The organism is Bradyrhizobium zhengyangense, from assembly GCF_022012555.1.
GTDB lineage: Bacteria > Pseudomonadota > Alphaproteobacteria > Rhizobiales > Xanthobacteraceae > Bradyrhizobium > Bradyrhizobium zhengyangense.
This window is the reverse complement of sequence record NZ_JAKLTZ010000002.1, coordinates 568,908-583,162: the sequence shown is the minus strand read 5'-3', so window position 1 is coordinate 583,162 and position 14,255 is coordinate 568,908. Positions and strand designations below refer to the sequence as shown.

Genomic DNA, 14,255 nt, shown 5'->3' with positions numbered 1-14,255 from the left:
GCTCGCTCAGTTGGTCAGGTGAGGGGCCGTTTCCACGACCAACAGGAACAATTGCCTGAGCGCCGCGGAAATGTCGCCGCCCGACTGTACGTCGTAGAACAAGCCGGGCGATGCGCAGGATTTCAGGTTCTGCGCGATCTGTCCGGCTGACGAGGAAGGATTATTGAATGTCGCGATATAGGAATTGTACCAGCCATTGCTCGTGAGCGGCAGGTACTCGGTATAGAGCACCGCGATACGAATTCCCCGGTTCTTGATCGTCGTGCAGTTCGTGGTGTTGACCGGTTGCTGACACCGAAAATTGGAGCCGGTGGCAATCGGCGTTCCGCTACAGGACGAGCTCATCGATACGATCTTGTCGTCAACGCCGTCGGTCACGAGGAACACCACTTCCTGAGGCGTGTCTCCGGTCTGGTTGGATCCCCCGCCGGGTGCGGGCATGATCGCATTGACGCTTGAGAGCGCGTTCTCGATGTCGGTGCCATAGTCGGTGCTGATGGCGCATCCCGAGACCACGCAGTTCTGATGGTCGACGGTGACAAGCGAAATATTGTTGGCGGCCTGGGTCGCGGCCGTCGACAAGTCGGAGGATGGCAGCCCCGACGGCGCATAGATCGTGTTGAAGCCGTAGTCGAACGTGTAGATCGCGGCCTTGTAGGTGTTGTTCTGCGTCGCCTCGGTCTGTTGCGCCGTGGTCATCAGGCTTGCGGTCGCCTGGGCCACGAGGTCGATACGCAGCGTGATGTTCTTGGTGCGTGCGATGCTGAGGTTGTCCTTGGTCGACGCGTTCGCGCCGGAGTCCTTCTCGGGATGCGACTCGTGACAGGCGAACGCGCAGCTCCTCGAGCCGGAGGGCTGGCTAGCGGTCGCGGTGATCATGTTGGTAATATCGGTCGACGTCGCTGCGATGCCCATCGACGGCGAGTCGTCCAGCAGAAGATAGAAGTTGATGTTGGGCGCGCCCGAAGCGCTGGCCGTCGCTGAGCCCTTGATCGGCCACACGGGGGCGCCGAGCAGGGTCGGGAAGGCGTTGCTGGAGTTTGCGGTGTAAGTGACGGTCGCGGTGCGCACCAGGCCGGTATTGCCGACATTGACCGTCAGCGCGGGACTCCCTGACAGGCCGCCGGCGATCGCGTTTGCCGTCGCATTGAAGATGTTCGTGGCGGTCGTCTGCGCGACCGTCGTGCTCTGCGCCATCATCGACGGCGTCACCGCCGCGATCGCGGCGGCATCGGCTGCGGCGTCCAGCTGCGATTGCCGGCGCTGGGCCTGCGTGTAATCGAGCGTCATGCCCAGTAGATAGACGGTCGGGAACAGCAGGATCGCGAATATGACGGCAACGTTGGCCTTGCGATCCCTGATAAAACGACAAAGCGAGGCGCGCAGCATGACCTTCATCCTAATCGCCGTTAACCACGGCACAGGCAATTCCCCGTCAGTTCAGGTATCGCTTGCCGGAAGCGGGCGGATCGAAAAGCCTCCGCCTGTCTCTCGGCAGGGGGAACTTTGAAGGCTGGCTGTTTAAGTAATACTTACTTGCACCGCGCGAACATGGAGTGCCCGATGTCGCCAATGTCAGATTGAAGCGACGCAATTAACCGGCCGTAAAGACGTCACCGCAAAACGGCGGTATTGAAGGCCGGGGGCCGCGGATGCCTGCGGCCTTGTCGGCCATTGGCGTATCACGGCCGAAAGGCCAGACGCTGAAATCAGCGGAACGGAACGTCGTGAGATCAAGTCCCGCGCGGGTGTTGCAGTCGGAATAAATGCGCCGCCGCGATGTTTTGACTGAGTTGGCGTCAGCCAGAACGGCACGGGATGACCTTTAGCGGCTCAGCCGGCGAGATCGAAGGCACGAGGCATTTTGCCTCACGTCGCGCCGTGCTTGGCTGGGCGGCATCCGCCGCTATGCTGACATTCTCGCGGCCGGTATTGGCTCAGGATCCGCCGAAAGCTCCGGGGGAGGTGGATCTACTGGCGTCGATGGTCCAGAAGCTTGGAGAGCCGGAGCACGCAAGCAGGATCAGCCCCGAGGAGGCCGCGCGCTATGCGGATCGCGTGCCGCAGGCCTTGATCCGCTTCTGGCGCGAGCATGGGCGTGGGGCCTATTTTGACGGATTGTACTGGCTCTGCGATCCCGCGCCGTTCGACGCCGTGCTCGACCTCATCTTCAGGAATGATGACGAGTTCAACCCGTCGGATATGACGGTGATTGCCTATACGGCATTTGGTTATCTGAAAGTATGGCACCGGCGTCGGCGCCAGATGAGTGTTTCACTCCTGCTCTCCTCAGTGTTCAACCCGCCAGCGAGTTCGTGGCACGACCGTGTCACAGGTCAGCCGTTCTCCGAGGACTACAGCGTGTCCGCTTTTGCGAGCACCAGGAAATCGGAATCTGATCGGGACGACCTCGAACTCCTTGCCGCTGCCGCCGCCCGGTGCGGCGCCCTCGAACCGGGCGAGGTCTACGGCCTCTTTCCTGCGCTGCAACTGGGCGGGGCCTACGCGGTCGAGAATCTCAAACGCGTGAGAGCTGCCGAGCATTTTCAGATCCTTGCGCAAATCGATCGTTTCAAGCTGACGCGTCTGACGCCACCCGATCCGCCGGGCTATCCCTATGGCCACGTCGAGTTCGTGCGCTACATCGGACAACGGGACAAGCTGTAGGCGCCCGCCGGGCGGCAGAAGCCCCGTTCGCGCGCATTCTGGCTACCGCATCTGGCGCAAGGCGGCGGGTTCTGGAGTAGACGGTCTTCCACCGAGATGGCGCACCCGACACGATTCGAACGTGTGACCTTTGCCTTCGGAGGGCAACGCTCTATCCAGCTGAGCTACGGGTGCAGCGAGGCCTCATTTAGCCTAATGGCGAGGGGCGGGCAACCGGTCCACCGCGGCAATATCAGCGCTTTAGGCCGATTTGCGTGGAGCGGCGGCAGGAACTTGACCGCTAACTGGCCCATTATCGCTGCCGAGAGCCGCAAATTCGGCCAGCACCCGCTCGGAGCAGACCACACGGTTGCGGCCGAGTCGCTTGGCGGCATAGAGGGCTTGATCGGCCGCACCGAGCAGGCCGTTGGGGGCGTCATCGGCCTCGCCGGGGATATGGCAGGCGACGCCGACACTGAGGGTCACATGGTCGCCGGCGCCATGGGCGCCATGGGCGATCTGCAAGGCCATCACGGCCCGGCGAATCTCCTCGGCGATGGCGCAGGCATCGTCGCGGCTCATTTCCGGCAGGATCAGCGCAAATTCCTCGCCACCGTACCGGCCGGCGAGGTCGAGCGGACGCACCGCGTGGCGGCTGACCACGCGCGCGATCGCGCGCAGGCACTCGTCGCCGGTCTGGTGGCCGTGCTCGTCATTGAACAGCTTGAAATGATCGACGTCGACGAACAGCAGCGCCAGCGGCTTCTGCGTCCGCTGCGCGCGCGCCCATTCGCTCATCAGCATCTGGTCGAACGAGCGACGGTTCGACAGGCCCGTCAGCCCGTCCTTGGTGGCGAGCTCCTTCAGCGCCATTTCGGCGCGCTTCTGGTCGGTGAGGTCGCGCAGCGTCTCCACCACGGCGATCAGATTGCCCGCCTCGTCATGGATCGGACCGGCGTCGATCGCGAGATAGAGCTGGCTACCGAGCTTCGGCATCACGCACCAGTTTTCCGCGGAAAAGCCAAGCCCGTTATGGCCGCGCGCGGCATATTCCGAATAGAACTCCGGCAGCTGCTCGGGCTGGTCGAGCGCAACCAGATCGGCAAGGCAAGGGCGCTTGGCCTCGTAGAAGGCCTGCCAATGCTTGTTGGTGCCGATCACCTCGGAGGCGGCAACGCCGGTCAGCCGTTCGCAGGCCTTGTTCCAGATCACGACGCGTCGTTTCGGATCGATCACGAAGGTCGGCACCACCAGATGCTGCATCAGCCGCACTGCGTAGGAATCGGCGACATCGACGGTCTTCGCGGGAGTATTGCCGAGCTTTGCCATCTCAGGCCACCGCCGCTACAGGAATGGCATCGCCAGGGCCGAACAGCTCGCGGACCTCGGCCGCCGGCTTCGGTCTGCTGAACAAATAGCCCTGCATCTCCGTGCAGCCGAGGGCACGCAGCATCTCACGCTGGGCCTCGGTCTCGACGCCTTCGGCGACCGTGGTCATGTCGCTGGCGGAGGCGATGTTCACCACCGCCTGCACGATAACAGGCGCGCCGCCGGCGTCGGCGATGTCGGCGACGAAGCAGCGGTCGATCTTGATCTTGTCGAACGGGAATCGCTTCAGATAGCTTAGCGAGGAATAGCCCGTGCCGAAATCGTCGAGCGCGATGCGCACGCCGATCGAGCGGAGCTGATGAAGGATCGAGAGCGCCGCCTCGTCGTCGCGGATCAGCACAGCCTCGGTGATCTCGAGCTCCAGCCGGCGCGGCTCCAGCCCGGAGGCGGCAAGTGCGCCGGCAATCCGCAGCGCCAGCGTATCGCATTTGAGCTGCACGGGCGAGACGTTGACGGCGAGGCGGATATGGGCGGGCCAGGTCGCGGCCTCGTTGCAGGCCGTGCGCAGCACCCAGTCGCCCAGCTCGTTGATCAGGCCGGTATCCTCGGCGATCGGAATGAATTCGGCGGGCGAGACCATGCCGCGTTCGGGATGGCGCCAACGCAGCAGCGCCTCGCAGCCGGAGACCTTGCCCGAGTGCAGATTGACCAGCGGCTGGTAGTGGATCTCGAAGCCGCCATTGACCAGCGCCTGCCGCAGATCCTGCTCCAGCGAGAGGCGGGCCTTGGCGCTCGCATCCATCTCCGGCACGAAGAAGCGATAAGTGCGCCGCCCTTCCGCCTTGGCGCCATACATCGCAAGGTCCGCGTTCTTGATGAGCTGGTCGAGATCGGCACCGTCCTGCGGCGCCAGCGCGATGCCGATGCTGGCGTCCGTGGAGAGCTGGTGGCCGAGGCAATGATAGGGGCGGCGGATCGCTTCGTGGATCTCAGTCACGAAGGCCAGTACGTCGGTAGAGGATTCGATACCCGTCTGGATCACGGCGAACTCGTCGCCCCCGAGTCGCGCGATCAGATCGCCTGGCCTCAGACAGGCGCGGATGCGGCCCGCGATCGCCATCAACAGCTCGTCGCCGACATGGTGGCCGAGCGAATCGTTGATGCCCTTGAATTCGTCGACGTCGATATAGAGCAGCGCGAACTGGGCGCCGCCGGCGACCTTCTCCAGCTCGCGCTCGATCTGCTCGCGGAACAGCGCGCGGTTGGGCAAGCCGGTCAGCGCGTCATAATGCGCCATATGCGCGATCTTCTCGGCGGCGTTGCGCTGTTCGGTGACATCCTCGATGACGTTGATGATGTAGCGCGGGTCACCGGCCTTGTCGCAGATGCCGATGCGCTTCGAAATGGTATGGCGCTGGCCGTCGGTCGGAGTTTTCCAGCTCTGCTCTCTTTGCAGCAGCCGTTCCGGTGATTGCAGCACGGCGTCATCGTCGCGCGTGACGACGTCGGCGTCCGCTTCGGGCAAAATATCGGCCGCCGTCTTGCCGACGATCGTCTTGCCGCCTTCCCCGAAAATGTCCTCGGCTATCCGGTTGACCAAGAGGTAGCGCCGCGTGTGGGCGTCTTTCACCGTGATCTGCGAGGGAATGTGGTCGATGATCTCGCGGAGAAAGGTGTAGTTGCGGTCGCGCTCCTGCTCCAGATTGCGACGCTCGGTGATCTCCTCGATCGTGGCAACCCATCCGCCTTGCGCGAGCGGCGTGTTGATGACCTGGAAAGCGCGCCCGTTGGGCAATTGATGCTGTTTGGTGGCGACCTTGCCTTCGGCGACGCCCCTGAAGACCTCGGCGCAGAACTCTTCGACGTTGCCGCTGAACGCGTTGCGCTCCTTGCGGTGGTACATCGCCTGGTGGATGTGGCAGCCGGGCTTGATGACGTCGTGGGAGAGACCGAACATGTCGGCATAGCGGCGATTGCAGGTGACGATATAGCCGTCAGCGTCGTACAGGATCAGCCCTTGCGACATGTTGTTGAGGGCGGTGTCGAGCCGCAGCCGTTCCGCTTCCAGCCGCTTCTGAGCCTCGCGGTTCTGCCTGATGATCTGGCGGATGATCATGAACAGGATCAGCGCGATCACCGCCGCCGACAGCGTCGCGGTGGTGACCATGAAGCCGGTCTGCTGTCGCCAGTCGGCCAGCGCGGACGACATCGTGTTGGTGGCGACGATGACAAGCGGAAAATGGGTCAGCGATGCCGCGGAGCCGAGTTTATCGGTGCCGTCGACCGGGCTCTTGACGCGAAGTGTGTGCTGACCGCCGAAGGTCAGCACCTTCTGCATCAGAGGCGCGCTCTTGTAGCTTCTGCCGATCATCGATTCGACGTTGGGGTAGCGCGCCAGCATCACGCCTTCGCGGTCGAACAGCGAGATGGCGGCGCCCTCGGCCAGCGCGACCGAGGCGAAATAGCGTTGATAGCTGTCGGGATCGATCCGCCTCACCAGCGCGCCGACGAAAGTGCCGTCCGGCAGGCTCAGCCGCCGCGCCACGACCGTCGTCCATTTGCCGATCAGAAAGCTGCGCACGGATTCCAGCAGCACCGGCTCCGACATCGGATTGGTCTTGAAGGTCTGGAAGTAGGCGCGCGAGGAGATGTTGATCTTGGGCAGCGGCTGCGCACGTGACCAGGAGATGATCTCTCCGTCAGCGTCGTAGATCGCGATGTCGCCGAGATAGGAGACGGCGCCAATCTTGCTCCGCAGCATCCTGTTCGCTTCGGGTCCGGACATGCGCTCGCGGAACATCTGCGGCGACGTGATCTCAGGCAGGTGCATCTGCCCGATCAAATCGGCCGCGACGACGTCGGAATCTTCAAACTGCTGATCGAAGTGCCGCGCAATCAGCTGCACGGTGTTTTCCAGCTCGCGCTCGCGGTTGGCCAGCGTGCGCTCGCGAAACTCGCCGACGGCCATCGCGGTCACGGCGAAGATGCCGGCGACCAGCAGCATGCCTGAGAGTGTCAACCACAGCACGGGGCCGCGCCGCATGGCGGCGTCCCAGCCGCCTTTCGCGGCCCGGAACATTGCAGCTGCCATCCCTGACAAAAACTGGCGCATCCCTCTCCCCTGGAAGAGCAGAAATACCATCGACAGATGGCGCAATGCTTAGGAAAGCCGGTTACCCATGGCTTAAACCGGTTGCGGATTTCTACGGATATCCAGCAGAGGCGAACCGCTTGGCGTTGCCCCGGTTGCGCCGCGTCTGCGAAGGACGCTGCGCCGCATCGTTACCGGAAGCCTAATGCGAGGCGCCCGCATTCTTCTCGCCACGGCCGTTACGCAGCCGTCCGACCACGCCGGTCGGGAAGAAATACACGCTGGCAATGAAGAGCAGCCCGAGCCAGAGCAGCCAGCGGTCCGGGTGCAGCAGCCCCGGCAGCAGTGGCAGGCCGGCTTCGCCCGCGGCCTTGGAGGCGACGCCCATGAGGGATTGCAGATAATTCTGGGCGAGGATGAAGATCGTGGCGCCGATGATCGCGCCGTAGATCGTGCCCATGCCGCCGATCACCACCATCAGGAGAATGTCCAGCATGATGGAGAAACTGAGCGAGGTGTCCGGGCCGGCATAACGCAGCCACAGCGCGTTCAGGATGCCGGCGCTGGCGGCGACGAGGGCCGCAAGGCAGTTGGCGTAGGTCAGATGGAACACGGTGCGGAAGCCCAGCGCCTCGGCGCGGAATCGGTTCTCGCGGATCGCCTGCAGCACGCGGCCGAACGGGGAGTTCACCACGCGCAGCAAAGCGAGGATCATCAGGGCCGAGATCGCGAACACCAGATAGAAGGTCAGGATGCGGCCGTTGACCTCGAAGCCGAACAGGTTTTTGGAGATCAGCACCGTGCCGGGGCGCAGCAGCTCCGGCAGCTGGAAGCTGCGCCCGTCCTCACCGCCCGTGAGCCATGACAATTGCGAGGCCAGGACCTGGAAGGCGGAGGCGACAGCGAGTGTGATCATCGCAAAGAAAATCGCGGCCACCCGCAACGAGAACAGGCCGATCGCAAGCGCAAGCAGCGCGGCCAGCGGCAGTCCGACGACTATGCCGGTTGCAACCGCAGCCCAGTTCGGACCCATGCCATACAGCGCGATCGCGATCGCGTAGCTGCCGATGCCGTAGAACATGGTGTGCGCGAACGACACCGTGCCGGTGTAGCCGAGCAGCAAATCGTAGGACGCCACCAAGGCGGCAAAGACGCAGATCTTGGCCGCAACGTTCAGTGCCTTTGCACCCGGAAACAGGAACGGCGTCGCCGCCAGCGCCAGGATGATGACGACGAGAATGAGCGTGAGCACGCGGCTCCGCGGCGGATCGCCCGAGAGAAGCATCATCGGCTGGTCACCGCATAGAGGCCGCGCGGCCGCCACATCAGAACGGCGACCATCAGCAGGATGTTGGAGACGAGGGCGAGTTTTGGCACCAGGAAGCCGCCGTAGTTGGCGACCATCGCCACCAGGAGCGCGCCGATGAAGCAGCCGCCGATCGAGCCGAGGCCGCCGATGATGACGACGACGAAAATCAGGACGGTGAGCTCGTCGCTCATCGAGGCATGGACCTGCTCGCGATAGAGCGCCCACATCACGCCGCCGAGGCCGGCGAGCGCCGATCCCGTCATGAACACGCCGAGGAACAGGCGGCGGATGCGATAGCCGAGCGCCTCGACCATCTCGCGGTTCTCGACGCCGGCACGGATCAGGAGCCCGAGCTTGGTGCGGTTGAGCACGAGCTGGATCGCGATGAAGACGGCCAGGCCAATCAGCATCGCCAGCACGCGGTATTTGGCGATCGCAACGTCGCCGAGGATGAAGGAGCCGCGCAAAGAGGCCGGCAGCGGCATCGGAATGATCTGCGGTCCCCACAGCGCATAAAGCGTCTGCTCGGCAACGATGAGGCCGCCCGTCGTCATCAGGATCTGCTTCAGATGCTGACCGTACACAGGAAGGATCAACACGCGCTCGACGACCAGGCCGAGCGCACCTGATACCGCCATCGACAGCAGCGCCGCCGGGGCCAGCACTGCGAGGTTGACCCAGAGCGAATCCGCCTGCACGGAGGCAGCGAACGGCGCGAACACAAGGGTTGCGACATAGGCGCCGACCGCGATGAAGGCGCCATGGCCGAAATTGAGCACGTCCATCAGGCCGAACACCAGCGTCAGGCCCGAGGCCATGATGAAGATCATCATGCCCATGGCGAGGCTTGCCGCCGTCAGCGTCAGCCAGGTCGAGGGCGAGCCGACCAGCGGAATCATGATCAGCGCGAGCGCGATCGGCAGCAGGATCGGCGCAAGGTCGCGCTTCGGCTTCGGCAGCGGATCCGACGCGGCAAGGTCTGTCACTGATGTGCCTCCAGGCTCAGGCCGAGCAACCGTTCCTGCAGCGGCACGTCGGCGGCCAGCGCCGCCATCTCACCGCGATGGACGATGGTGCCGTTGTCCATCACCAGCACGCTGTCGCCGAGTTCGCGGGCTGCAAAGAAATTCTGCTCGACGAGGAGAATGGTCGCGCCCTTGCGCTTGATCTCCTTCAGGCATTCGATCAGCGCCATCACGATGGCGGGCGCCAGACCCTTGGTCGGCTCGTCGATCAAGAGCAGCTTGCGCGGCTCGATGATGGCGCGCGCGATCGACAACATCTGCTTCTGTCCGCCCGAGAGGCTCCCGGCGCGCGACAGCCAGAACCGGCGCAGCGCCGGGAAGAAGCCGAATATCCACTCCAGCTGTCTGTCGTCCATCGCCGCATCGCGAGCCGCCAGAACGAGATTGTCCTTCACCGTGAGATCGGAGAACACCGCCATGCTCTCGGGCACATAGCCGACGCCGAGCCGCGCGATGTCGGGCGTGGCGAGGCGCTCGATGCGTTCGCCACTGAGCGTAATCTCGCCGGAGGAGGCCTGCCACAGGCCCATGATAGTGCGCAGCGTCGTGGTCTTGCCGGCGCCATTGCGGCCGAGCAGCATCGTGACCTGCCCTTGCGGGACGGCGAGGTCGATGCCCTGGAGGATGTGGTAGCGGCTGATATGGGTGTGCACGCCGGAGAGTTTCAGGAGGTCGGTCATGCGGCACTCCCTGCAGCGTTCTTGGGAGCAACGCCGAGATAGGCTTTCTGCACGATTGGCGAGGCGATCACCTCGGCCGGTAGGCCGTCGGCGACGAGCTGGCCGTTATGCAGCACGATGATGCGGTCGGCGAGCGAACGCACCACGTCCATCTTGTGCTCGACCAGCAGGATGATCTTGCTCTTGTCCTGCTTGAGCTGCGCGATCAGGTTCAGCACGACGGGCACCTCGTCGATGCTCATGCCGGCCGTCGGCTCATCGAACATGAATACCTTCGGCTCCAGTGCAATCATCAGCGCGACTTCGAGCTTGCGCTGGTCGCCATGCGACAGCACGGTTGCGGCGACGCTGCGGCGATTGCCGAGCGCGACCTGGTCGAGGATGGCGTCAGCGCGTGCGATCAGATCGCGGCGGACCATCCAGGGCCGCAGCATGTCGTAATGGGTGCCGTTGGTTGCCTGCACCGCGAGGCGGACGTTCTCTTCGACCGTCAGGTTCGGAAAAAGATTGGTGAGCTGGAAGGCGCGCCCCAGTCCCGCACGGGTCCGCAGCGGTGCGGAGTGATGGGTGATGTCGGCACCGTCGAACAGGATGCTGCCGCTGGAGGCGCGCAGCTGGCCCGAGATGAGGTTGAAATAGGTGGTCTTGCCGGCACCGTTCGGCCCGACGATGGCGGTGAGCTCGCCCGGGCGGAACGTGCAGCTGACGTTGTTGACGGCGACATGCCCGCCGAAGCGGATGGTGAGGTCGCGGGTTTCGAGAGAGAGGGACATTGAAGCCAAATTCGTCGCCGGTTGTGACACCTCTCCCGCAAGCGGGAGAGGTGAAGCAAGAAAGCTCAGCGCTTGTTCTTGATCGGAACGTCCATGTCCTCGATCTTCAGCTCGCGCACCGGCTCGAGCACGGCCCAGGCGACGTTCGGATCGACCTTGACCTTGAAGTGATACATGCTCTGCAGCGCCTGATGGTCTTCCTTGCGGAACACCATCTTGCCCTTCGGCGTGTCGAACTCCATGCCTTCCATCGCCGTGATCAGCTTCTCGGTGTCGGTCGACTTCGCCTTGGTGACGGCAGTCACGACCGACATCGCGGCGGTAAAGCCGCCCGCGGTGAAGAAATCCGGCGGCGAGTTGAAGCGCTTCTGGTGCTCGGCGACCAGCCAGTCGTTCACCGGGTTCTTCGGGATGTCGTAGTAATAATAGGTCGCGCCTTCCATGCCGGGCAGGCTCTTATAGGCGGCGAGCGCCGGCAGGATGTTGCCGCCGGTGGAGAGCTCGATGCCGTAGCGCTTCGGATCCATGTCCTGGAGCTTTGCCAGCGGATTGCCGGCGCCGGCCCAGATCACCCAGATCACCTTGCGGCCAGGCTTATCCTTCAGCGCATCGAACAGGCGCTGGCCGACGGCGGTGAAGTCGGTGGTGCTGGTCGGAGCATATTCTTCAGCTCCGAGCGTCGCGCCGGTCTTGGCCAGCGCTTCCTTGAAGGCGGCGACGCCGTCGCGGCCGAAGGCGTAGTCCTGCGCCAGCGTCGCGACAGTGACGCCTTGCTTGCCGATCGCGACCGCGTTCGAGATCGCGTCCTGCGACGAATTGCGCGCGGTGCGGAAGATGTAGCGGTTCCATTTCTCGCCGGTAATCTGATCCGCGACCGCGGGCTCGACGATCAGAATCTTCTTGTTCTCTTCCGCAACGGGGAGAATGGCGAGCGCGGCGGCCGAGGAGGTGGTGCCGATTGCGATATCCGCCTTGTCATCCTGATAGGCTTCGGCGAGCGCGGCCTTCGAGAGGTCCGGCTTGCCCTGGTCGTCCTTGGTGATGATGACGATCTTGCGGCCGTCGAGCGTCATGGTGCCCTTGGTGGCGTATTCGAAGCCCATCTGCAGGCCGGTCTCGGTCTGCTTGGCATAGGCTTCGAGCGGGCCGGTCTTGCCGTAGATCAGCGCGACCTTGAGGTCGTCGGCGTGCGCGGAGGCGACCGCGGCGAGACTGAGAATAGTTGTTGTTATGATGAGTGATCGACGCACGATGGTCCCTCCTGACTTAATGTGTTGGGCAATAGCGATTTGCATAGCCTGATGGACATTGCAATTCGACGTTACGGCTGAGGCTGCTCTGCATTATTTTTAGCCTTGTCGTGCCGCGAGCCGCGTGCCGCCATTCGCGCCGCCGGCCTCGATCTGCCAGTCCGTCCGCGCCTCTTCGGCACTCTCGAAGATGTGCGGCGCGACGCCGCGCTTTTCGAGCGCTTCGCCGAGCTTGATGCGCAGGAAGCCCGAAGTCGTGTAGCGCGACACGCCGGTATAGAAGCGATCGACCAGGCTGCGCACCATGGCCGAGTAATCGTCCAGCAGCTCCGGCAGAATCGAGAAGTTGTCATAATTGACGATGGCGTAGACCTTGCGGCCGAGCGGCGCGAGCCTGGCTTCGACGATGCGCGCGATCGCGTCGATATCGGCCTTGCTGCGTAGCGGATAGCGCTCCAGGTTGATGAAGAACAGGTTCTGCTGCTCGTCCAGCGCAAAGCGCTGGTCGAGCGGAATGGTGAGCAGCCGCTCGCGCAGATCCATGGGACCGTCGCGGAAGATGCGCGCATCCATCAGGGTTGGCTCGCGCGGGATCAGCGGCTTGAAGTCCATCAGGCGCAGGATGTCGCGTTCGATGTCGATGCCGGGTGCGACCTCGGTGAGCTCAAGTCCGTCGGGCCTCAGCGCGAAGACGCAGCGCTCGGTGACATAGAGCACGCGTTGCCCGCGCGTCGCGGCGAAGGGGCCGCTGAACGTCACGTGCTCGACGTGATCGACGAATTTGCGGGATTTCGCTTCCTCGACGACGGCGAGCTTGCCGTCGTTGACCGCGATGCGTTGCCTGCCGGCGGCAAAAGTGCCGACGAACACGACCTCCTTGGCATTCTGGCTGATGTTGATGAAGCCGCCGGCGCCGGCCAGCTTCGGCCCGAACTTGCTGACGTTGAGATTGCCGGTGCGATCGACCTGCGCAAGCCCGAGGAAGGCGACGTCCAGCCCGCCGCCATCATAGAAGTCGAACTGATAGGGCTGGTCGATCACCGCTTGGGTATTGATCGCCGCGCCGAAATCGATGCCGCTTGCGGGGATGCCGCCGATCACGCCGGGCTCCGCAGTCAGCGTGATCAAGTCGATGATGCGCTCTTCATTGGCGACGGAGGCTATGCCCTCGGGCATGCCGATGCCGAGATTGACGACGCTGTTGGCCTTCAGCTCGAAGGCCGCGCGGCGGGCGATCATCTTGCGCTCGCTCATCGGCATCTCGGGCAGCGAGGTCGTGCGCACCTTGATCTCGCTCGAGAAGGCGGGATTGTATTGCGTGCCAAACGTCTGCCAGTGATGTTCGGGCTTGGCCACGACCACGCAATCGACCAGCACGCCGGGGATCTTGACCTGACGCGGATTGAGGCTGCCGCTCTCGGCGACGCGTTCCACTTGGGCGATGACGATGCCGCCAGAATTGTGCGCGGCCATGGCAATCGCCAGCGCTTCCAGTGTCAGCGCCTCCTTCTCCATGGTGAGGTTGCCGTCGGGATCGCCGGTGGTGGCGCGGATGATCCCGATATTGATCGGGAACGTCCGATACAGCAGGCATTCCTCGCCGCGCAGCGTGATCAGCTCCACCATGTCCTCGGTGGTGCGCGCATTCAGCTTGCCGCCGCCATGCCTGGGGTCGACGAAAGTGCCGATGCCGACGCGGGTGATGTGAGCCGGGCGATGCGCGGCGATGTCGCGAAACAGGTGCGTGATCACGCCCTGCGGCAGATTATAAGCCTCGATCTGGTTTGCGATCGCGAGCTGCTGGAGCTTTGGCGCAAGGCCCCAGTGCCCGCCGATGACACGGCGGACCAGGCCCTCATGCGCGAAGTGGTTGAGGCCGCGATGCTTGCCGTCGCCCTGGCCCGCGGCATAGACCAGCGTGAGGTTGCGCGGCTTGCCTTGCGTGTAGGGCGCATCGTCCTCGTTCGCCAGATAAAGCTCCTCCAGCGCGATCGCGATCTCCTCGGCAAAGCCGATGCCGACGAAGCCGCCGGTGGCGACCGTGTCGCCGTCACGGATCAGCATGACGGCTTCAGCGGCCGTGACGATCTTGCCCTTCTCGGAATTGGGCAGGTAAGCCAAGGCAGGATGCTGGCTCATCGCATTCCCTCCC

General features: G+C 63.7%; 10 protein-coding genes and 1 tRNA gene. 1 reads left to right on the top strand and 10 read right to left on the bottom strand.

Annotation, left to right across the window (positions count from 1 at the left end; genetic code table 11):
* Nucleotides 1-6: 6 nt before the first annotated feature.
* On the bottom strand, nt 7-1,389 hold the full coding sequence (locus tag L6639_RS07930; protein ID WP_237861306.1) for a TadE/TadG family type IV pilus assembly protein: 1,383 nt from the start codon (nt 1,387-1,389) through the stop codon (nt 7-9).
* Between the two features lie 429 nt (nt 1,390-1,818).
* On the opposite strand from L6639_RS07930, the gene L6639_RS07925 reads away from it, so the two are divergent.
* On the top strand, nt 1,819-2,667 hold the full coding sequence (locus tag L6639_RS07925; RefSeq protein WP_237860502.1) for a GAD-like domain-containing protein: 849 nt from the start codon (nt 1,819-1,821) through the stop codon (nt 2,665-2,667).
* 97 nt (nt 2,668-2,764) lie between these two features.
* On the opposite strand, the gene L6639_RS07920 is transcribed toward L6639_RS07925, so the two are convergent.
* The 9 genes from L6639_RS07920 to L6639_RS07880 all read right to left on the bottom strand — a co-directional run bounded on the left by L6639_RS07920 (nt 2,765) and on the right by L6639_RS07880 (nt 14,242).
* Nucleotides 2,765-2,841 (bottom strand) — tRNA-Arg (locus tag L6639_RS07920).
* Between the two features lie 66 nt (nt 2,842-2,907).
* Nucleotides 2,908-3,975 (bottom strand): sensor domain-containing diguanylate cyclase, encoded by a 1,068-nt coding sequence (locus L6639_RS07915; protein ID WP_237860500.1) that lies wholly within the window; start codon nt 3,973-3,975, stop codon nt 2,908-2,910.
* A gap of 1 nt (nt 3,976) precedes the next feature.
* Nucleotides 3,977-7,054: a bifunctional diguanylate cyclase/phosphodiesterase gene (locus L6639_RS07910; RefSeq protein ID WP_237861305.1), complete on the bottom strand. Its 3,078-nt coding sequence runs from the start codon at nt 7,052-7,054 to the stop codon at nt 3,977-3,979.
* Between the two features lie 214 nt (nt 7,055-7,268).
* Nucleotides 7,269-8,354, bottom strand: coding sequence for a branched-chain amino acid ABC transporter permease (locus L6639_RS07905; RefSeq protein ID WP_237860498.1), 1,086 nt, complete (start codon nt 8,352-8,354; stop codon nt 7,269-7,271).
* A complete protein-coding gene (locus L6639_RS07900) occupies nt 8,351-9,361 on the bottom strand; it encodes a branched-chain amino acid ABC transporter permease (protein WP_237860496.1) in 1,011 nt (336 codons plus the stop codon). Before L6639_RS07900 ends, L6639_RS07905 begins: the two co-directional genes overlap by 4 nt.
* Nucleotides 9,358-10,080 carry an ABC transporter ATP-binding protein gene (locus tag L6639_RS07895; RefSeq protein ID WP_237860494.1) on the bottom strand — a complete coding sequence of 241 codons (723 nt, stop codon included), beginning with the start codon at nt 10,078-10,080 and terminating at the stop codon, nt 9,358-9,360. The genes L6639_RS07900 and L6639_RS07895 overlap by 4 nt, the downstream gene beginning before the upstream one ends.
* Nucleotides 10,077-10,853, bottom strand: a complete 777-nt coding sequence (locus L6639_RS07890) for an ABC transporter ATP-binding protein (RefSeq protein ID WP_237860491.1) — start codon at nt 10,851-10,853, stop codon at nt 10,077-10,079. The genes L6639_RS07895 and L6639_RS07890 overlap by 4 nt, the downstream gene beginning before the upstream one ends.
* Before the next feature lie 65 nt (nt 10,854-10,918).
* Complete coding sequence (locus tag L6639_RS07885) at nt 10,919-12,103, bottom strand: substrate-binding domain-containing protein (RefSeq protein ID WP_237860488.1); 1,185 nt, start codon at nt 12,101-12,103, stop codon at nt 10,919-10,921.
* Between the two features lie 99 nt (nt 12,104-12,202).
* On the bottom strand, nt 12,203-14,242 hold the full coding sequence (locus L6639_RS07880) for an acyl CoA:acetate/3-ketoacid CoA transferase (protein ID WP_237860485.1): 2,040 nt from the start codon (nt 14,240-14,242) through the stop codon (nt 12,203-12,205).
* Nucleotides 14,243-14,255 lie beyond the last annotated feature (13 nt).

Excerpts from the sequence above, each read along its gene's own strand:
- L6639_RS07930 (WP_237861306.1), bottom strand. The coding sequence starts at position 1,389 with ATGCTGCGCGCCTCGCTTTGTCGTTTTATCAGGGATCGCAAGGCCAAC.
- L6639_RS07925 (WP_237860502.1), top strand. The coding sequence starts at position 1,819 with ATGACCTTTAGCGGCTCAGCCGGCGAGATCGAAGGCACGAGGCATTTT.
- L6639_RS07915 (WP_237860500.1), bottom strand. The coding sequence starts at position 3,975 with ATGGCAAAGCTCGGCAATACTCCCGCGAAGACCGTCGATGTCGCCGAT.
- L6639_RS07910 (WP_237861305.1), bottom strand. The coding sequence starts at position 7,054 with ATGTTCCGGGCCGCGAAAGGCGGCTGGGACGCCGCCATGCGGCGCGGC.
- L6639_RS07905 (WP_237860498.1), bottom strand. The coding sequence starts at position 8,354 with ATGATGCTTCTCTCGGGCGATCCGCCGCGGAGCCGCGTGCTCACGCTC.
- L6639_RS07895 (WP_237860494.1), bottom strand. The coding sequence starts at position 10,080 with ATGACCGACCTCCTGAAACTCTCCGGCGTGCACACCCATATCAGCCGC.
- L6639_RS07890 (WP_237860491.1), bottom strand. The coding sequence starts at position 10,853 with ATGTCCCTCTCTCTCGAAACCCGCGACCTCACCATCCGCTTCGGCGGG.
- L6639_RS07880 (WP_237860485.1), bottom strand. The coding sequence starts at position 14,242 with ATGAGCCAGCATCCTGCCTTGGCTTACCTGCCCAATTCCGAGAAGGGC.